Origin of the sequence: Azospirillum lipoferum 4B, assembly GCF_000283655.1 — a bacterium.
Lineage (GTDB): Bacteria > Pseudomonadota > Alphaproteobacteria > Azospirillales > Azospirillaceae > Azospirillum > Azospirillum lipoferum_C.
Genome location: NC_016623.1, coordinates 508,011 through 528,222, shown reverse-complemented (window position 1 = coordinate 528,222; position 20,212 = coordinate 508,011). Strand labels below are relative to the sequence as shown.

The 20,212-nt window shown below is 71.0% G+C and carries 12 protein-coding genes; 2 read left to right on the top strand and 10 right to left on the bottom strand.

What is annotated here, in order from left to right; genetic code table 11:
• The 10 genes from AZOLI_RS30730 to AZOLI_RS23685 form a co-directional block, all read right to left on the bottom strand.
• Complete coding sequence (locus tag AZOLI_RS30730; RefSeq protein ID WP_014249741.1) at positions 1 to 2,274, bottom strand: serine/threonine-protein kinase; 2,274 nt, start codon at positions 2,272 to 2,274, stop codon at positions 1 to 3.
• A 61-nt stretch (positions 2,275 to 2,335) separates the two neighbouring features.
• Positions 2,336 to 3,952: a type VI secretion system-associated FHA domain protein TagH gene (gene tagH, locus AZOLI_RS23725; RefSeq protein WP_014249740.1), complete on the bottom strand. Its 1,617-nt coding sequence runs from the start codon at positions 3,950 to 3,952 to the stop codon at positions 2,336 to 2,338.
• 42 nt (positions 3,953 to 3,994) lie between these two features.
• Positions 3,995 to 4,285: a PAAR domain-containing protein gene (locus AZOLI_RS23720; protein ID WP_014249739.1), complete on the bottom strand. Its 291-nt coding sequence runs from the start codon at positions 4,283 to 4,285 to the stop codon at positions 3,995 to 3,997.
• A gap of 24 nt (positions 4,286 to 4,309) precedes the next feature.
• Positions 4,310 to 4,933 carry a DUF4123 domain-containing protein gene (locus AZOLI_RS23715; protein WP_048816567.1) on the bottom strand — a complete coding sequence of 208 codons (624 nt, stop codon included), beginning with the start codon at positions 4,931 to 4,933 and terminating at the stop codon, positions 4,310 to 4,312.
• 20 nt (positions 4,934 to 4,953) lie between these two features.
• Entirely contained in the window at positions 4,954 to 7,017 is a 2,064-nt protein-coding gene (locus tag AZOLI_RS23710) for a type VI secretion system Vgr family protein (protein WP_014249737.1), read from the bottom strand.
• Complete coding sequence (tagF, locus tag AZOLI_RS30725) at positions 7,017 to 7,622, bottom strand: type VI secretion system-associated protein TagF (protein ID WP_014249736.1); 606 nt, start codon at positions 7,620 to 7,622, stop codon at positions 7,017 to 7,019. The genes AZOLI_RS23710 and tagF overlap by 1 nt, the downstream gene beginning before the upstream one ends.
• Complete coding sequence (tssM, locus tag AZOLI_RS23700; protein WP_014249735.1) at positions 7,604 to 11,113, bottom strand: type VI secretion system membrane subunit TssM; 3,510 nt, start codon at positions 11,111 to 11,113, stop codon at positions 7,604 to 7,606. The genes tagF and tssM overlap by 19 nt, the downstream gene beginning before the upstream one ends.
• A gap of 64 nt (positions 11,114 to 11,177) precedes the next feature.
• The gene (gene tssL, locus AZOLI_RS23695; RefSeq protein WP_044553072.1) at positions 11,178 to 12,536 is read right to left on the bottom strand and encodes a type VI secretion system protein TssL, long form; all 1,359 of its coding nucleotides are present in this window, start codon (positions 12,534 to 12,536) and stop codon (positions 11,178 to 11,180) included.
• 198 nt (positions 12,537 to 12,734) lie between these two features.
• A complete protein-coding gene (locus tag AZOLI_RS23690; RefSeq protein ID WP_044552882.1) occupies positions 12,735 to 16,076 on the bottom strand; it encodes a caspase family protein in 3,342 nt (1,113 codons plus the stop codon).
• A gap of 89 nt (positions 16,077 to 16,165) precedes the next feature.
• Positions 16,166 to 16,972 carry a YMGG-like glycine zipper-containing protein gene (locus AZOLI_RS23685; RefSeq protein WP_014249732.1) on the bottom strand — a complete coding sequence of 269 codons (807 nt, stop codon included), beginning with the start codon at positions 16,970 to 16,972 and terminating at the stop codon, positions 16,166 to 16,168.
• A gap of 229 nt (positions 16,973 to 17,201) precedes the next feature.
• Between AZOLI_RS23685 and AZOLI_RS33670 the strand changes: the two genes are divergently transcribed.
• Positions 17,202 to 18,857 carry a caspase family protein gene (locus tag AZOLI_RS33670; RefSeq protein ID WP_162488395.1) on the top strand — a complete coding sequence of 552 codons (1,656 nt, stop codon included), beginning with the start codon at positions 17,202 to 17,204 and terminating at the stop codon, positions 18,855 to 18,857.
• Between the two features lie 325 nt (positions 18,858 to 19,182).
• Entirely contained in the window at positions 19,183 to 20,118 is a 936-nt protein-coding gene (locus AZOLI_RS23675) for an IS110-like element ISAli16 family transposase (protein WP_014249730.1), read from the top strand.
• Positions 20,119 to 20,212 lie beyond the last annotated feature (94 nt).

Genomic DNA, 20,212 nt, shown 5'->3' with positions numbered 1-20,212 from the left:
CTACTCGGCCACGGTGGTGAAGAAGGCGGACTGGACGACGACGTTGCCCTTCGCCTCGGCCTTGGCGATGGCCGAGCGCAGGTTCGCCAGATAGCCACCGGCAGGCTCCACCTCCTCACGTTCCGCCGGGAACAGCGGTTCGCGCGTGACCAGTGCCAGGATCATCGCCGGGCCATAGGGCGGGGCGATGGTGTAGACGCGGTCGCTCGGCGATTTGGCGACCCCCAGCGTGACGGGGCGGCCGGCATCGACGCGGTCGTCGCGGCGCAGGCGCATCGGCACCATGTGGATCGCGTTGCCTTCCATGTCGATGTAGTCGACGGTCAGGTAGCCCGACATCGCGGGCGTCACCGTGACCTCCAGCTTCTCGCCCTGGCGGTAGACCATCGACGGCCGGTTGAAGCCCAGCCCCAGCGCATCCGCCCCCTGCGCCTCCGCCCGCGCCGGCAGGCCGGCGACGCCCAGCGCCTCGCACAGCGGCCAGGGGCGCACGGCGACGCGGGCGTCGATGTCGACGCCGCCCGGCAGCCCGGTGATCGCCGCCTTCAGCGCACCGGCATCGGCGTCGCTGCCGACATAGCCGCCGATGCGCAGCCCCTTGCCGGTCTCGACCGCCCTGACGCCGGCACAGGTGAACCCCGCCGCCGCGGCCTCCACCCTCTTGCGCGCCTCGGCCGGCGTGATCGTCGGCACAGGCGGAGGGGCCGGAACCGCGGCCGGCACGACCTGGGCCGGTGGGGGCGTCGGTGCCGGGGGCGTCACGGTCTGAACCGCCGGAGTGACCGGCTGCGGCGGCACCGGAGCGGCGGGTGTCTGCGTGACCGCGGGCTTGACCGGATCGGGTGCCGGCGCTTCGGTCTTCACGGGCTCTGCCGGGGGCGGTGCCGGCGGGGTGGGCGTGCCCAGCGGCGCCGTCGTCATGGCCGGTGGCGGGGCAGCGGGAGGTGTCGGGGTGGGGGTGGGAGTTGCGGGAGCCGCGGCCTCCTTCACCGGCGCCTGGGCGGACGTCTGGGCGGGCGGCTGCGACTGGCCGAACAGCAGGAAACCGGCGACGCCGGCCGCCACCAGACCGCCGACGCCACCGGCGATCAGCCCGACCGGAGCCTTCTTCGTCGGCTGGGCGGTTGCCTCCACGGTTTTCGCCTGAGCGCTCTTCGCCTGCCTCCCGGCCACCGCCGGCTTCGGCCCCTCCTCCGTCGCCGGGGTCGCGGCCGGGAAGGGTGTGGCGTCGAAGGGGGTGATCTCCGCCGGGCGGCGGGTCAGCGCGCCGACCAGCTCCGCCATCGTCCGGGCGCGGTTCTGCGGATCCGGCTCCAGCATGGAACACAGGACCCCGCGCAGCGGCTCGGCCAACGCCGACAAATCGGGCACCGACATGCGCCGCTCGATCATCGCCTGCGGCGTGCGGCCCATGTCCAGCGGCCGGCCGAGCGCCGCCGCGGCCAGCACCAGACCGGCGCTGTAGATGTCCGACTGCGGCCCGACCTGCCCGCCGAACAGCCCGAACTGCTCGGGCGAGGCATAGCCGTACTTGCCGGCGAAGGCATCGCCGATGACGGTCCCCGCCCCGCCGGCGGTCTGCTTGGCGATGCCGAAATCGATGATCTTGGCGTTGGCGATCTCGCGGCCGGGCAGGATGACGTTGTCGGTCGACATGTCGCGGTGGACGATGCCGCGCTGGTGCGCCGCCGCCAGCCCCGAGGCGACGCGGTCGAGCAGGATGGCGACGTCATCCGGGTCGAGCGGCCCGCCCTGCAGCACCTCCTGCAGCGACGGTCCGTCGAGATACTCCATCGACAGCAGGATCCGGCCATATTCGTCGCGGAAGACGCCGTCGTAGGACACCACCGCCTCGTGCCGGATCTCGCGCAGCGCCGCCGCCTCGCGCCGCAGCAGCTCCACCATCTTGGCGTCCTGCGCCAGTTCCGGCCGGATCACCTTCACCGCATGCCAGGTGTTCATGTCGACATGGCGGGCGCGGTGCACCTCGCCCATGCCGCCGCGGGCGATCAACCCGGCCACCTCATAGGTATGGCTCAGCAGGGTGCCCGGCCCGATCGGCGCCGGCGCCGCCCGTCCTCCCGCCGCGTCCACACCGGAGACGGACGCCGCCGTGACCGAGGTCGGGGCGACGGACGCCCCGGACACCGAGGTGGCGGCGGCCGGCGGCGTGGTCAGCCTTGTCGCCTCGGCATCCGCCCCCTGCTTCGCGCCTCCGGACGCGGCCGGCAGGATGGCGGTGGGCTCGTGGCTGTCGTCGGTGGTCTGGGCCATGGCGGGATGCGATCCGGTTCAGGAAGGGGCGGACAGTGTCGAAGGATGGCGCGGCGGCGGATCAGTCCGGCGATCCGCCCTCCGGATCCCGGCCGGTGTCGCCGCGCACGAAGCGGTCGTATTCGCGGGCGATGGCGTCGCCGATCACCCGGTCGAAATCCTCTTCCAGCTCGACCACCAGATCCTTGTAGAGCGTCTCGTACTGGTCCCAGTAGCGGGCCTTGCGCGCCGCCGGAACGATGCTGTCGAGAAGCCGCGTCTCCAGCCGCTGGCTGAGCGCGCCGGGATCGAACTTGGCGACCACCTGCTTCAGCGCGGTCTGCAGCGCCGCGGCATAGGCGAGGTGGTGGACCTGCACATCGCTCGCCGCCTCGCGCACCGCGTCGGCCATCGGCAGGAAGCCGCGCAGGCGCGGGTTGGCCAGCACCGACACCGCCTCGTCAAGCGTCTCGCACCGCTTCAGCGGGTTCTCCCCCGCCGGGCGGAAGCTGGTCTGCTCCAGATGGAACTCGTCCTTGAAACGGGAGCGCGCCCGCAGCGACGCATGCAGCGCCCCCAGGCTGACGCGCAGCGCCTCGCCCAGGTTGCGCATCGTCGCAGTCGGGTCCGGCAGCCCGTCCGCCGGCAGCGGCGCGCCGAACCCCTCATAGAAGGCGGCGACCGCGGCACCCGCGTCGGTAACGGGCGCGGCGAGCGGCGCGGGAGGGGACACGGGCGCGGGCGGCGGCGGCACGACCTGCGGCACCGCGTGGGGAACGATGACGGAGTCGTCCGGCAGCGGGATCGGCTCGGCCACCCGGGCGACCGGCGACGGCTCCGCCGGCAGCGGATCGGCCGCCGGATCGGGCAGCGTCTCGTCGATGTTCCAGTCTTCCGGCAACGGCTGGGCCGTCTTCGCCGCGGCGGGGAAGGCCGGGTGCGGGACGGTGGAGGCCGCCGGCTTCGGCGGGGCGAACAGCTCGTCGTCCCAGTCGTCGGGGATGCCCCCGCCCGACGGCGGCGGTGCGGCGGCAGGCGGCTGATACGAGACGCCGATGGACAGCGACTGGTTCAGCGGGTCGGAATGGTCGTCCACCGTGCCGAACCGCCAGTCGTCCGCCCGCTCGCGCGGCGCCGCACCGCTGCTGGACGCGGTCCAGGCATCGAAGGGCGCCTCTTCCGACCGCAGCGGCCGGTGTTCGAACGGGCGCTGCTCGACGGAACCGGCGAGGGGGTCGGCGAACAGCTCGTCGAACCGGTCCGGTGCCGCGGCAGCGGGCGGCGGCGGGGCGAAGGGATCGGGGGCGAAGGGATCGGGCGCGCTATCGGTCCCGCCCAACCGGAAGGCGCCGGAAATCTCGGTGAAGCTGGGGGCGGACAGCGTTTCCACCGTCGCCTCGATGATGAAGCGACCGATGCGGATACGGTCGCCCGACCCGAGAGCCGCCGGCACATTGCGGCCGAGCGGCCGGTCGGAACCGTTGAGGAAGACGCCGTTGGTGCTGGTGTCGATCACCCGGTAGCCGGCCGCGGTCTTCTCGAAGACACAGTGCTGGCGCGACAGCAGCAGGTCGGGATCGGGGAGGATCCAGCCATTCTCGACCCCGCGCCCGACGGTGAGGTCGCCGCCATGCAGCGTCTTCTCGGCATTGCCGCCCAGCGACGCCCGATGGTCCGAAACGATCCTCAGCCTCAGCATTCCACGCTCCCCACCCCGCTGCCAATCCCTCTGCCCCGGCCGTCAGCCGCCGACCACCACCGTCGGCGCCCCGGTGACGATCACCCCGCCATGGGCGGTCTGGTCGCCCAGCCGTGCCGCCGGCCGGCCGCCGACCATCACCGTCGCCGATCCCTTCACGATCACGTCGGGCGGGCCGACGCAGACGCACATGTCGGTGACCACCGCGGCCGGCAGGAACTCGATCAGGACCGCCGGCACGCCGGGGCTGACGATGGGGCCGCCGACATGCGGGACCGGGCCGGTCGTCATCGGGCAGCTGTGCATGTCGGTCAGGCGCGCGGCGGGCGGCATGGGCGGTCTCCTCCGGCCTTGGGATCAGCGGATTCGGGGCGCGTCTGCACCCAATACGACGCCCGGGGCGGCGCCCGGAGCGGTCCGCAGCGGGATTTCGACGCGGCGCAGGTCGCCGTTGACCGATTCGAACAGGACGAGCGCGTCGGCGCCCGCATCCTCCATCATGAACCGGATGCCGGGGCCGAACAATGCGGCGCGCTGGGCCTCGTCGCTGATCGGCAGGAAGCTGCCAAGCACCGCCGGGTCGTAGAAACGGAACAGATAGGCCGCCCCGCCCTCGCCGTTGACGATGGTGAATTTGCGGAAATGGCGGCGCACCGCGTCGATGTCGCCGTCGGTCTGCACCAGGATGCCCCAGCCACGTCCCCAGCCCTCCCCCACCAGCCAGTCGGCGACGGCGCTGCCGCGCGTCAGCCGGACCAGATAGGGCGCCACCTCCGCCAGCTCGCTCGCCGTGTCGCCCTGGTAGAGGGAGCGCATGTCGGCCTCCTCCTCCCGCGCCAGCAGGCCGGGATAGAGGCCGGGGTCGCGCGCGGCGTCGACGATCATGTAGAGAGCGCGCGTCTCATCCCCCTGCGGCCACAAATGATGGGCAAGGCGCGCGACCACCTCCTGCGGTGACCGGCGGGGGGAAAGCTCCGTCATCGCCCTCTCCATGCCCGGATTCATGTCTGGCAGATCTCGCACAGCGGCGTGTTGGACGCGGCGGCGCTGCGCATCACCATGGCCTGGGCCGCGGCCTTCGGGGTGTGACTTTGCGCCGGGCGCGGCAGCTTGGCCTTCGGCGGGGCCGGGATCGTCCCGCCCTTGTCCTTGTCGGCCGGCGACGGCTTGTCCGGCTTGGCCGGCGAGGCGCTCAGCCCGTTGGCCGCACCGCCGCTGTTGATCAGCACCATGGTGCCGTTCATGGCGATGCCGGCCGGGCTCAGCGTGATGAAGTTGCCGCCGACCTTCAGCGTCAGCGAGGCGCCGGCCTCCAGGCACAAATTCGCCCCGGCATTGACGGCATAGTTGGTGCCGATCTTGTCGTGCAGGTCGACGCCGACCGTGCGCGACACGCCGCCGCCGATGGACTCCACATGGTCGCCGTCCACCGTGGCGTGATGGTTCTTGCCCACCCATTCCCACAGGCCGCCGGCGACGTTCACATGCTGGCCGGACGCCACCGAGCTGCGGCTGTCATGGCCGATGCGCAGGTCGTAGTCGCGCTGGGCATGGACGAAGACCTGCTCCTTGCCCGCCTTGTCCTCGAAGCGGATCTCGTTGAAGCCGCGCCCGCCGGGCGAGCTGCGCGTCTTGATGCCGGAGCGCGTCTTGTGTTCGGGCAGGGCGTAGGTCGGCAGCGCGTCGGCGTTGTTGACCACGCCGATCACCATCGGCCGGTCGGGATCGCCGTCGACGAAATCGACCAGCACTTCCATGCCGATGCGCGGCACCGTCTGCATGCCCCATTGGTGCCCGGCCCAGCTTTGCGCCACCCGGATCCAGCAGGAGCTTTTCTCGTCCGACCGGCCGCGGCGGTCCCAATGGAACTGCACCATGATGCGGCCGAACTTGTCGGTGTAGATCTCCTCCCCCGCCGGGCCGACGACGAAGGCGGTCTGGATGCCGCGCACCGACGGCTTGGGCGTGCGCCGCGCCGGCCGCACCACCGCCTTCGCCGGCAGGGCGCGGAAGCTGTTGCCGTAGGACGCCTTGCGCTTGTCGCCGGGCAGGAAGCCCTCGTTGCAGGCGTCGAACTCCAGCTCCGCCACCACGACGGGCTGGTTGTTCTCCGCCGCCGTCGGATGGTCGGTCAGGGCGAAAACCATGCCGGGGTGCAGGCTGCGGCAGGCACCGGTGCCGCGCACCCCCTCCAGCCCGCGCTCCTCCGTCTCCATCCGGCGGCGGGCGAGCGCCGATCCGGCGTCGCGCGTGGCATAGCGGCCGGGATATTCGAACAGCTCGTATTTGGTCGAAACCGGCACCTTGGCGACCGACGCCTCGCCGCTGTCCAGCGCCGTGCGCGGAGCCTGGAAATCGTAGTCCTTGGTCGCCCAGCGGCCCGACGCGATGGAATAGACCCGCTCCCACCGCTCGATCTGGTCGGCATACTGGCCGCTGGGGTTGAAGCGCAGGGTGGCCGGCGACAGCTTGGCATAGCCGGCGGCGCTGTCGGACAGGATCAGCTTGTGCCGGTCGCGCTCATGCGCGAAGTAATAATAGATGCCCTCTTCTTCCAGCAGCCGGCTGATGAAGTCGAAATAGGTCTCGTTGTACTGGACGCAATATTCGCGCGGCTGGTAGGTGCCGCTCAGGCTGCGGAATTCGAAGTTGGAGAAGCCGAATTCCTGGAAGATCGTCTCGACGATCTTCGGCACCGTCGTCGGCCCGCCTCCGCCCAGGCTGTGGAAGATGCGGCAATCGCTGGTGTAGGACAGCAGCGACAGCCAGGGCACCACCTCGATGGTGTAGTAACGCTGGTCGCGCCCCACCGGCACGCCGACGCCGAGCGAGCGCGCGATGCCGTTGACATAGTGGCGCTCGCCGTCCAGTTGCCGGAAGCCGATGTTGACGCTGTTGCCGACGATGGTCTCGGCTGCCAGCGGCTCGATGGGTCCCAGCGCGTCGATGCGGTAGAGGAAGGGGCTGGACAGCGCCTCGCGCCCCTGCACCCGCTCCACCAGCAGCACGTCGGGGCCGGCAGGCGTTTCCAGCGACAGCAGGCGGTCGTCCTGAACGAACTGCATCACGCCCCCTCCTCGGCACGGCCGGTCAGGAAATCGGCGAAGTTCGCGGCCGGCGGCAAGCCGGCGCTGGTGAAGCCCTGCTCCGCCACGCCCTCCCCGCCCAGCGTCCACCAGCGGGCGCCGGTGGAAGGCGCCGCATCGGCCAAATGCGGCACCGACAGCGCAGCGACGGAGCCGACGAAGGCCTCCACGTCCAGCGTGTGGGTCAGGACCGACAGCGCCAATTCCTCCGCCGCCTCGAACCACGCGGCATCCGATTCGGTCCCGGCGGCGGTCCGGCCGGGGGCGAACAGGGCGACCAGCGCCAGCGGGAACTGCCGCCCGGCCTTGTCGACGCTGGGCATCATCACGCCGGCCGCCGCCTGCGGCCCGCAGACCCCGGCCTCCAGCGTGAAACGCCAGATCGGCGCGTTGAGGTAGCGGTCCATCCACCCCTCGCCCAGCGCCGCCCGGCTGGCCTGCAACCCGTCGAGCAGCCAGTCGTGCCACGGGTCGGCGAAGCTGCGCGGCAGCCCGCGCAGCAGGAAATCGCCCCGCGCCGGCAGCTTCCCGAAACAACCGGTGTTTCCCATCGCAGACAGGCCCATCACAGACCGTCCGGGCATCGGAAGTCCTTGAGGTCGCGGATCGAGAAGGGGTTGACCGCGCTGGTCATCCGCACGTCGAAGCTGGCCGACTTGCCGCCGGCGCCGAAGCTGAGCGGGATGCGGTCGGGCACCGATCCCTTGCGGCCGCGGTTGGCGTCCAGCGTGCGGAACCACGCCCAGCTGCCGGTGCGCTGGGTCATCTCCGGCGGTTCGGTCGGCTGGCCGGTGAAGGTGACGCGCAGGTCGCCCGCCCCGCCCGGCTTCGGCCATTGCAGCCCCTGCGCCAGCGTGGCGTTGCGGGCGAAGGTCATGCGCTGGCCGTCGATGTCCAGATCCACCTGCTCCACCCCGGCGCCGAGAAGGGTCGGGCGCAGCTCGAAGCGCAGCGAGGGCACCCGGCCGCCATCGGGGAAGAAGGCGTCGCGGATCATCGCCGCATGCTGGAAGGCCGGCAGCACCGACGACGGAATGCCGAGGTCGGCGGCCGACGGCTGCCAGCGCCACGGCTCCCGCGTGGTGTCGACGAAGGGGCGCAGCCGGTTGGCGAAGAAGGCGTCGATCAACCCGCCGGGCGCGAACAGCCGGGCGAAGTCATCCATGCCGACATCGGCCGAGGCGCCCTTGACGAAGGGATAGCGGTTGTCGAGCGAGCGGCGGCACCAGGGCAGCACCGTGCTCTGCCATTCGGCGTTGATCTGCGACCGGGCGCCGCTCAGCGTCCGCGCCGTGCCCTGCTCCACCAGTTCCTCGGTCCAGCGGCGGACCGGCTGCGGATAATAGGCCATGTCGGTGGCGAGCTTCTGGAATACCTCGCCGCCGCCGTTGGCCGCCAGATCGAACAGCTTCTGCCCGCTGCCCGTACCCAGCGACAGCCGCGCCAGCACCGCATGCACGCCCTCAAGCTGGCGCAGCAGTTCCTCCAGCCGGGCATTGCCGCTGTTGCGGGTGAAGTCGTTCAGCGGGCGGAACCGGTCGTCCACCATCTGGGTGACCAGCTTGGCGACGCCGCTGTCGGCGACCGCCGCGGCCACGGCGGCCACCGCCGGAGAGGCGCCGGCCGGCGCCTCCGGCACGCGCTGCAGAGTCGTCTCGTTCGCCACCGCCGCCAGCAGCTTCTGCAGGGGAGAGGCGCGGCCGGACAGGATGTTGACCTCTTCGGCCAGCGCCTGCGGGTTGGCGGCCGGCACCAGGGTGATGTCGTTCAGCAGAGCGTCCCAGCGCCCGGCATAGTCGCGCAGATACAGGGTCAGCGCCGCCGTCTCAAGCTCCGGCCCGGCCTCTTCCCCGCGCGGGGGGCCGAGCAGCCAGCTGAGGTCGCGCACCGACCGCGCCGCACCGGGCAGCCCCGGCAGCATCACGCCGGTGAAGCCCTGTTGCGTGTAGAATCCCGGAATGCCGTCGCTGAACCGCGCGCCGGAGGAGCGGCGGAACACCCGGTCGCCTTCCGGCCCGGCCTGCTCGGTCGGGCGCCATTCCTGCAGCTTGCGCGCGGCCTCGCCGTCGCGGATGGCTGCATAGGCGCGGGCGGCCAGCGGCGTGCGGGCCAACACCTCGCGCGACTGGCGGATCAGCTCGCCATCCAGATTGACCTTCGGCAGCCCGGCGGGAGCCCCCAGCCCGGCATCGATGTGGCCGAGGAGCGCCTTGGTCTCGTCCTCGCCCGGCGGGGGCGAGACGCGGCGCAGCCAGCCCACGGTCCAGGCCTTCACCTCCTCGCCATTGACCGGCCCGGCGCCGCCCAGCGTCAGGTAGAGCCGCAGCAGCGCCTCCACCGCCGGGGCGTCGTCGGCGACCAGCCGGTCGCGCAGGTCGCGCTGCACCCGCACCAGCAGGCGCGGAACCAGCAGCCCGTTGACCGCGCGGCGGTAGAGCGCGTCGCCGGCCTCTTCCAGCTTGTCGCCCTGGTAGAGCCCGAAATCGAGCGCAAGCTTCTGCTTCAGCGCCAACGTGTCATGGCCGGCCGGCAGGGCGCGCAGCTCGTTCAGCACCGGCAGCACGCGGCGGATGTCGTCGTCGGCGACGGTACCGGCGGCCAGCGCCTCCGCCTTCGGGCGATAGGCGTCGACCGCCTGCTGTTCGCGGTCGATCAGCCCGGCATTGCCGAGATAGCTGGCGACCCAGGCGGCGGTGGCGGCGACCGTCACCAGCCCGAACAGGCTGTAGGCGATGCGCGGAACCCAGATGCGCCGCCGTTCCGCCGACGGGTCGAAGCCGACCAGATTGGCCTCGCGGAACACCAGATCGTTCAGCAGCCCGCCGAGGAAATAGCTGCGCTGCTGCCCGGCGGCGACGGCGCCGCCGCGGAAGGGCGCCGCCGGCAGGCCGAAGCTCTCGGCCAGCCCGCCGATCAGCCGGTCGATCTGCGTGCCTTCCTGGGTGCCGCTGGTGAAATAGATGCCGCGCAGCCGCAGCGCCGGCTCATAGCGGTTGGCCTTGAAGGCGGCGGCGACGAAGTCGAGCAGCGGCTCCTTCAAGGAGGCCAGCTGCGACGGGAAGGCGAAGATGGCGCCGCGGCGCTCCTGCGCATGCTCCTGCTGGATGCGGTCGACCGCGCGGGCGGACAGCCGGCCGGCGATGCCGTCCAACTCGCTGCCCAGCGTCGCCATGCCGGCATCGCCCAGCTCGCTTTCGGCCGCCGGCAGGGTGACGCCGACGATCTGCCGGCGTTCGTCGCGGTTCAGGTCGTGGAAGAACTCGTTGAAGCCGGCGATCAGGTCGGCCTTGGTCAGCAGCAGATAGACCGGCGCCTTGACCTTCAACGTCTCGTACAGCTCGCGCAGGCGGCGGCGGATGGCGGCGGCATGCTGCGCCCGCTCCTCCGGCCCGGCGGCGGCGAGGTCGGGCACCGCCATCGCCACCAGCACGCCGTTGATCGGCTGGCGCGACCGCGCGTCCTTCAACAGCTTCAGGAAGGCGCCCCAGCCGGTCTGGTCGACCGCCTCGTGGCTGTCCTGGGTGGTGTAGCGTCCGGCGGTGTCGAGGAAGATGGCCTCGTCGGCGAACCACCAGTCGCATTGGCGGGTGCCGCCGACGCCCTTCAGCGGCTTGGCCCCGGTCTGGTCGGCCAGCGGGAAGTTCAGGCCGCTCTTCAACAGCGCCGTGGTCTTGCCGGCACCGGGCGGGCCGATGATGACGTACCAGGGGGTCGAGTAGAGATAGCCGTCGCCCAGCCCCCGCTGCTTGCGCCCGGCCTTCAAGAGGGCCAGCGAGTCCGCGAAGGTCTTGCGCAGGCCGGCGACCTCGTCGGCCTGGTCCATCGCCGCCATGCGGGCCGCGTCGCTGCCGCCGGTCAACTCCGCCGTCATCCGCTCCTCGGCCTTGGCGTCGCGGCGCTTCAGCAGGATCAGCACGACGGCCAGGATCGGGAAGGGCACGGCGGCGGCCACGGCCAGCCAGGGCATCTCCAGCCCGGCCAGCGGCGCCAGCAGCGCGATCAGCGCCGCCGCGATCGCCGCACCGATGAAGCCCAGCACTGCGCGGGAGAGCAAGATGGCGGTCAGCCGACTCATTCCGATACCCCTGTCCCTGATCTTTTCCGGCCGCTGGCACCGCCCCCGTCCGGGACGGCTCCGCTCATTTCCTGAGAATGATGTCGATCCGGCGGTTCGCCGCCCGGCCTTCGGGCGTGTCGTTGGACGCCACCGGCTCGGTATCGGACTTGCCCTCCGCCTTCAGGCGGGACTTGTCGGCGAAGAGCGGGTCGAACTCCGCCATCACGGATTCGGCGCGGGCCTTCGACAGGTGCCAGTTCGACGGGAAGCGCAGCCGCCCGCCGCCGGTGATCGGCACATTGTCGGTATGCCCGGTGATCAGCACCGCGCCCGGCTCCTCCGCCACGGCGCGGCCGACGCGCAGCACCGATGCCCGCACCTTGTCGTTCAGCCCGGCGCTGCCGCTGGCGAACAGGTTGCTGCCGCGCATGCGCACGGTGATGGACAGCGCATCCTCCGTCACCTCGACCAGCCCTTCGGCGATCTCCGGCTCCAGGAACTTGCGCACGCGCTGAACCTGCGTGGTCTGCGGCGGCGGCGGCGGGGCGATCTGCGGCGGCGGCGGTGCGGCTTCGGCCAGCTTGACCGGGGCCGGCGCCTCGATCACCACGCCGCCATGCGGCGGCAGGCCGCCCATGCCGGCGAACAGCCGGTCCGACGCGCCGTTCAGCAGAAAGCTCAGCGCCAGGAACAGCAGCAGCAGGAACAGCGCGGTGCCGGCCCCGGCCACCCAGACCGGCAGCGAACTGCGCGGCGGACGATAGTCCATCGCCAGCGCCGCCGCGTTCGGGCAGAGGATGCGGTCGGCATAGCCGCGATGCTTGACCAGGATGTTGTAGACGTCCTCGCGGATGCGGGCATGCTCGCTGTCCTGCCGGCCGGCGACGCGGTAGCGGCCGCGGAAGCCCAGCGACAGGCAGAGATACATCAGCTCCAGCAGGTCGCCGTACTTGCCCGGATCCTGCCGGGCGGAGGCGAGCCGTTCATAGAACTGGTCGCCGCCGACGACGTTCTTGTGGAACATGCTGGTGACGTTCTGGCGCGTCCAGGAACTCTGGCTGCCCCATTGCGAGTTCAGCACGATGTCGTCGATCAGGGCGCAGAGCGCGTAATGGGAGGTCGCCTGGGTCGCGGCGTCCATGCCGGACTTGGTCACCCAATGCTGGAAGTCGCGCAGGGCGGAGATCACGCGCTGGCGCAGCGATTCCAGATCCGGCACCCCGGTCACGTCGTTCAGCCGCGCCGCCAGCAGCAGAACCGGCGAGGCGGCGGCGGCAAGCGGCGACCGGGCGGCGAAGATGCCGGCCAGCGCCGGTCCCGGCACGCCGACAGCCTCCACCCGCGCCGCGGCAGGCGGTTCCCCGCCGCCGGGAGCACCGGATGCGCGCCGGCCACCCGGCGTCGGCATCAGGACCGTGCGTTCCGTCTCCGGTCCGGGCATGCCGCCAAACTCATCGCCGCCTTGCATGTCCACCCCAATCCGCAAGCTGGCCCGAAAGCAGTCCGGCCCCTGTTTTGTAAACACTGTGAACGAACCAACCGAAGTTTACCTAGCCATTTCTGGCCATTTCTGGCGGACGGCACCGGGGCATCGACGACGAAAGGTCGTACCCCCGGCACTCCCGGCCCAAGCGTCCGCTCAGGGTCGACCGGCCTGCGGCGCCGCCAGCGGGAAGGGGTTCAGCTCGTTGCCGCCGGTCTTGAAGATTGCGGACTGGCTCCACTTCTTCTCGCGCGCCAGACGCGGCACCGCCCGGTTCACATACTGGCCGAGCGTGAGGTTGTAGATCGCCTCGTCCCCCGGCAGCAGGGCCTTGCCCTTCAGCCCTTCCAGCACCGCATGGGCGAAGATGCCGTTGCGGCCGTCATAGCTGTCCAGCGCCTCCTCCTGCTCCGACGAGGCGGCCAGCAGGTAGCGCTGCCCCATGTCCTGGTACAGCTTGTCGACCGTGCCCGCCGACACCGCGCCCGAATGGCAGGTGTCGAGCATCACCAGCACGTTGCGCGCCGAAATGGCGCTGACCAGCCGGTTCAGCTCCTTCTCCGACAGCCCCTGCTCGCCAATCGCCTGCGGCGTGGCGGCGGTCACGTTCTGGGTGATGAAGTGATAGAGCTTGACCGACGGGTCCTTCGGCGACGGCACGATCACGCCATGGCCGGCGAGGTAGAGGACGACGGTGTCCTCCTCCCGCGCGACGGCGGCGATGTCCTCCAGCCCGGCGATCACGGCGTCGCGGCTTGCCTCCTCGTCATAGAGCGCCTTCGACAGCGCCAGCGACTGTTCCCGGTCGTAGTCGGCGGGAACCCGGCCGCTCAGCGTCTCGGCGAAGGAGGAGGCGTCGGCGCGGGCGAAGCTCAGCTGCGTGCCCTCCGGCCGGTATTTGTCGATGCCGACGACGAAGGCGATCAGCCGCGGCTTGCCCGGTGCGGCGCGCTCGGTCTTGTCGGCCGCCGTCGTCGCGTCGGCGGTGGCCGCCGGCTTGGGCAGCACGAAATCGACCAGCGGCGACCGCTCATAGATCGCGTCGCTGCCGTTGAAGGCGCGGATCTGCACCCGGTTGCTGCCGGGATCCAGACGGACGGTGCTGACGCGCTCCTCCGTCGGCGGCTGGTCCTTGCCGGCGTCTTTCGGGGCATCGGCCGCCGCCGGCGCCGGATTGGCAGGCTGCGCGGCGGCGGCAGGTTCCTTGGCGCGGGCGAAGGCGCGGGACTTGTCCTGGCCGCTGACGTTGCGGCCATTGAGGAACAGGTCGACCGACCCGATGCCGCCGCCGGTGTCGGCCAGCCGGTAGCGCAGCCGCACCGCGCCGATGCCCTCCGGCAGCGTGACCGAAAGGCGCGGCTGTTCCGCCGCGACCTCCAGCTCCGGCGTCTGCGGCACCGGCTTGGCGGATGCCGCAGCGGGTGCAGCCGCCTGGACGGCCGGCGCCGGTTGCTTGGCGCGCGCGAAGGCGCGGCTGACCGGCGTCATGTCGAGCGGGTGGCAGGTTTCGGCGGCCGGCGGCGTCGGGACGGGAGCGGGAGTGGGAGCCGCCGACTCCGTGGCGCCGGTGCCAAGCGCCAGGCCGCGGCTGGCGGCGGGCACGGTGCAATAGTCCAGCAGGGTCACCTGCGGCCGGCTCTGGGTCAGCCGGCGGATGTCGCCGATGGCGGACAGGCGCGCGGCGATCTCGGCCTGACCGGTCTGCTGCAGCTTGGAGCGCACCAGTTCCGGGGCGTTGAACACGCGGTAGACCTGCTTGAACTCGACCCACTGGAGACCCTTCTTCTTCGGGTCGTTCAGGTGGAAGCCGACCAAGGTCTCTCCGCCGCTCTCGGAATGGTCGAAGAAGGCCTCCGGCGTCCACAGGACCCAGCGGCGGCCGTCGCGGTGCGGGAACAGCGCCGCCAGCTCCTCCAGCGGACGGGAACCGCCGGACAGCGCGTACCAGCGCAGCGTGCCGTCGCCCAGCGCCGCCACCGCGACGCTCCCGTCGGCCGACGCGACGACGCCCCACACCGCGGCCGGAACCTCGGCGCGGGCAAGCTCCGCCCCGGCGGAATCGAGCAGGCGCAGGCTGAACTCCCCGCCCAGCAGGACGCGGCGCTGCCGGCCCAGCACGGTGGCGCTGCGCGCCCATTCGCCGCTGTCCAGCTTCACCGGCTGGCCGTTGACCTTGGGGTTGGGGGTGTTGCGCCAGTCGGTGACGCCGATCCCGGGACCTTCCGCCGCCGGCCGGGCGAGGCCGGGCTGCGCATCCGGCGCCGGGGTCAGGCTGCGGGCCAGCACGTCGAAGCGCATCGGCCGCCGGCCGCCCTGCTCCATGCCGAATTCCAGCACCAGCCCGTCGTCGGACAGGCCGAAGCGGCCGAGATGGATGTCGCGATAGTCGGCGACGTCGCCCATGCGGGCGAACTGCAGCCGGCCGGCCGGGTCGATCACGCCCCATCCCGGATCGGCGGCGGCGAAGGCGACCCCGCCGCCCGGCAGGGCCAGCAGATGGGTCACGGAATCGCGCGCGGCAGGCGTGTCGGTGTAGGCACCCTTGCCGGCATCGGCCCAGCGCCGCACCACGTTGTGCTTGCCGTCCAGCGTCGCGGTGCCGGCGGCGACCAGCGCCGTCCCGTCCCAGGCGACCGCGGCGAAGCTGCCGCCGGTGACGCCGGTGGCCTTGGCGGTGTGGCGCGTCTTCAGGTCGGCGGCGGCCAGCACGTCGACCTGCGCCCGATCGGCATAGCCGACCGCCAGCAGCGCCCCGTCCGGCGAGAAGGCGACAGAATAGGGCAGGCCCTTGCCCGGCTTGCGCTTGGCCTTCGGCTTGAAGGCGGTATCGTAGACACGGACATTCCCGTCGAAGGACGCGGTGGCGAGCCGCCCGTCGGGCGCGAAGGCCAGCGCCGACACCCGCGCCTCATAGGCGGCGTCCTCGGCGACCAGCTTGAAGCTGGAACTGTCCCACACCCGGATGCCGGCGGTGCCGCCGAAGGCCCCGGCGACGAAGCGCCCGTCTGGCGAGAAGGCGAGGTCGTTCAGCACCTGCGGCTGTCCCGGAAGCCGGGCCTTCAGCCGCTGTGCCTTGACGTCGAACAGATAGAGCGTGACGCCGTCGCCCCAGCTCGCCCCGGTGTTGCCGGCGGCGACAGCCAGCGACCCGTCTGCCGACAGGGCCACGGCATAGAGCGCACCCTCGTCCCCCGCCTCCATCGGCACGCGCAGGACGCCCAGCGGCTCCCCGCCGTCGCGCGCCCACAGGCGCAGGGATTTGTCGTTGGACACGGTGGCGATCAGCCGGCCCTGCGCGTCGCTGGCCAGCCGGTTGACGCGGGCGGTGTGGCCGCCGGTCTCGATCCGCAGGAACGCCCCCGTGGACGCATCGGCCGCCAGAACCGGCCGGGCCGCGAACGTCACCGCCGCACCGCAGAGGAGTACGCCCAGCAGGACGACGGAAAGAGCGCCGCGCCGCAGGCGCGCGTTCAGGCGAGAGAGACAGCCGGCCATCATCCGTTCCGCTTGCACTGGTGTCGTCCGGCGGCGGTCCCGCGCATCCTCTGCGAAAGACCGCCGCCGGTCAGGTCATCCGACCGCACCGATCAGACGGCGTCCAGCGTCGCTTCCTTCTGGGCGATCTGCTGGATGCTGCCGGTGGTGGCGTTGATGCGCTCCGACGTCACGAACGCGGTGTTGGTGCGCTCGACCACCTGGGAGGCCGGGGTGGACGCGGTCTGCTTCGCCGGCTTCTTCTTGGTCTGCTCCTTGACGGCGGTCTTGGTGCGGATCTTCTCGGCGGATCCCGGCTCGATGCTGTCGGCGGCGACCAGATACTCGTCGCGGCGCTTGACGATGTTCTGGTTGATGCTGCTGGCGATGGCGTAATCCTTGTCCAGCTGGCTGCGGATCAGCGCCAGGCGCTGCTCGGCCTCCGGCTTGCCGATGCGCTTGGCCTTGTAGTCGGCCTTGACGCGGGCGATCTCGGCGCGGCGGCAGTTCACCAGCTGGTCCATCGCCACCTGGGTGCGGTTCAGGTTCTGGTTCTCGGTGTCCAGGTCGGTCATCACGCCCAGGATCGCCTGATCGCGGCCCTGCTGCATCTTGGAGTTCCAGTAGCCGCCCAGCGTGCCCAGCGCAGCACCGGCAGCGGCGCCGATCAGCGCGCTCTTCATGTTGCCGCCGGCGATGGCACCGGTCAGCGCGCCGACACCGGCGCCGATGGCGGCGCCCTTCAGCATGTCCTCGGCATAGTAGTTGCCGGTCGAATCGAGCGCGACGCGGTACTGGTAGCAGGCGTCGGTGCCATCGTTGGCGCCGATGCGATCCGTCTGCGTGGTCACGCAGCCGCTGAGCGCCATGGCGACGATGGTGAGCGAGACGAGGCTTGCCTTGGCACGGTTGCTTCGCATGACCTGGATTCCCGTTTGCATTTATGTTCAAGACATATTTCGATCGGATCCAGAACTCCGGGTCGTCCGGACCACCCCCTCAGTGGGCGCACCCCGCAGCCGATCAGGACCCGCCGCAACGCTGCCACAGCAACAACTGTAACGGAAGGGGGCATTACTACCAATTCGTGCGGCCTTTTATCCAATTTTTCGGCCTGTAGCCTTTGAGGCACGGCTACCCGGGAGAAATATGATGTTCGGAAGAATGCGGCACCGGATCGCCGCGATGGGGTTTGCCTGCCTGAGAGCGTGCCTGAGGGTCGGCCTGACTGCCGGTCTTGCCGCCGGGGCGACCCTGACCGCGACCGCAAGCCCGGCGCGGGCGGAGATCGCGGCGCTGGTGATCGGAATCGACCGCTACACGCGGATCAACCCGCTGCAGGGCGCCGTCAACGACGCCCGCGACATCGACGCCGCGCTGAAGGGCCTTGGCGTCAGGAAACGTCGCCTGTTCATCGACGGCGAGGCGGAGCGCAGCCGCATCATAACGGCCTGGCGGGAGCTGATCGCCGAGACCTCCCCCGACTCGACCCTGGTGCTGACCTTCGCCGGCCATGGCGCACAGCAACCGGAGCGTGTGCGCGGCAGCGAGGTCGACGGCATGGACGAGTTCCTGGTGCTGGCCGACTTCGCCCCGCGCGGCCCCGGCACCGCCCAGCGGCTGACCGACGACGAGATCGCCGTGCTGCTGAAGGAAGCCGCCCCGCGTCGGGTGATCTTCGTCTCCGATTCCTGCCATTCCGGCACCATGACCCGCGGCTTCGACGACCGCGCCGGCATGCTGGGCACGCGGGCGGCCAAGATCGACGGCGCGCCGGTCGACCGTATCGAGGACGACGCCCTGCCCCCGCCCACCCGCGCCGCGCTGCAGGCGGAAGCGGACGACCAGCCGCACGTCACCTTCTTCGCCGCCGTCGCCGAACATGAATTGGCGCCCGAGGTGATGATCGACCGCAAGCCGCGCGGCGCGCTGAGCTGGGCCTTCGCCAACGCGCTGCGCGGGCAGGCCGACCGCGACAACGACGGCATCGTCACCAAGGGGGAGCTTGAGACGCACATCCGCGGCGCCGTCCGCATGGCTCTGGAAGGCAAGCAGCACCCTCAGGTCCAGCCGCGCGGCCGTGGCGAGCTTCCGCTGATCGACCCGGTCGCCACCAGGCCGAAGCCGCCGTCCCTGCTGCCCGCCGCCGGCCCGGTCCCGCTGCGCATCCTGGCCAAGCCGGCGGCGGTGAAGACTCTGGCCGCCGGTCTTTCCGGCATCGAGATGGCCGGCAAGGACGATCCCGCCCTGGTCTGGGACAGCGCCACCGGCGATGTGGTGAGCACGATGGGCGACGTGCTGGCCAGCATCGCCGGCGACCCGATGGCGCCGGAAACCCGGCGGCGGGTGCAGGGGGTGGTCGACAAATGGTCGCTGGTGGTGCGGCTGAAGGCGGCGGCGCAGGACCGCTCGCTGGCCCTGGCGCTGGAGCCGGGCGACCGCAACTACCGCCAGGGCGAGACGGTCTCGCTCGACATCCGCGGCAACAGCGGCACCTATTTCACCCTGATCAATCTCGCCGCCGACGGGACGGTCAACTATCTCTATCCGCTGGCCGAGCGCAACGACCCGGCGCAGATCCCCAAGGGCGGCCCCTACCGGCTGGCCCTGACGGTGGAGCCGCCCTTCGGCGCCGACCATTTCCTCGCCATCGCCTCGACCAAGCCGATGGCGGCGCTGCAGCGGGACCTCGCGGCGCTCGACGGCAAGCCGGCCGCCGCCGAGGTCGCCACCCTGCTGACCCGCCACCTCACCGGCCAGCCGGTGGAGTTCGGCATCCACGGCGTCTACAGCACGGCGCGGTGAATCGGGAAAATGCGATGCGGTCCGGCCGGCTGCGAAAGCCCCTCTCCCCGCGCGGGAGAGGGGTTGGGGTGAGGGGTTGCAAACCCAATATTTCCAACGGTCTGCGACCGCCGCACCCCTTGTGTCTTTGAATTTTGCTAGAGAAGAAGCCCTGGGGGGTGGGGCATGCCCCACCCCCCAGGGTGGAGCGGCACCCGCTAACCCCTTGGCCCTGGCCGGCCGCGGATGAGCTTGGGACCGCTCCGCCGTCTTCCACGCCCGAACAGTTGCCTGGCACGACCGCCGAACAGGCAAGGAAGGGATCCGAAGAATGGCACTTCTTCTCATGTTTGTCGGCATCGATGTGAGCAAGGATGCTCTCGATGTCCATCTCCTGCCCGGCAACGCCTCCTGGCGTACGGACAACACCGAGCAGGGTTGGAAGCAGTTGATGACGTGGCTGGAACGCCACGGCGAGCCGGCCCAGATCACCGTCGCCCTGGAGGCCAGCGGCGGCTTCGAGAAGGGCTGCGCCCGCAAGTTCGCCGAGGCGGGCTATGCCGTCTCCATCCTCGATCCGGTGCGCGTGCGCCGCTTCGCCGAGGCCGCCGGTCAGTTCGCCAAGACCGACGCCATCGACGCCCGCGTCATCGCCCGCTTCGCCCAGACCTTCACCACCACCACGGCGGTCTTCGACCAAGCCACCGAGCGGCTGGCTGAGACTGTGCGCTGGCGCCGCCAGCTGATCGAGCAGAAGACCGCGCTGGACAATCAACTGCGTGGCTTGACCAGCACCTCCCTGCGCCGTGCCACGCGCGGTCTGCTGACCCGGCTCGAAACGCTGATCGAGCGGATCAGCGACGAGATCGCCAAGCAGATCCAGGCCAATCCGGCCTGGGCCGCGCTTATCGAGCCGATCCGCTCGATCAAGGGAGTCGGCCCGGTCACGGTCGCCACCCTGCTGGCGGAGTTGCCTGAACTGGGCAGGCTCGACCGGCGAAAAATCGCCGCGCTGGTTGGGGTGTGCCCCTACACCCGCCAAAGCGGCAAGAGCGACGCCAAGCGCTTGATCCGCGGAGGGCGCCTTGGCCTGCGCAACGCACTCTACATGGCCGCACTCACCGCCATGCGATACGATCCGACCCTCAAGGCCTTCTACGAGCGCCTCCGAGCCGCAGGAAAGCCGGGAAAGGTCGCCGTCGTCGCTGTCATCCACAAAATGCTGACAATCCTCAACGCTCGGGTCCGTGATGCCCTGGCAACCACTCCCAGCAACCCATGAACAAGACAGTTGCTCATCCCAACCCGCGGATCGGCAAAACGCCGTTGGCGTTTGGCCGATCCCGCCCCGCAAGGGGAGAAGGGCTTTCTCGCTG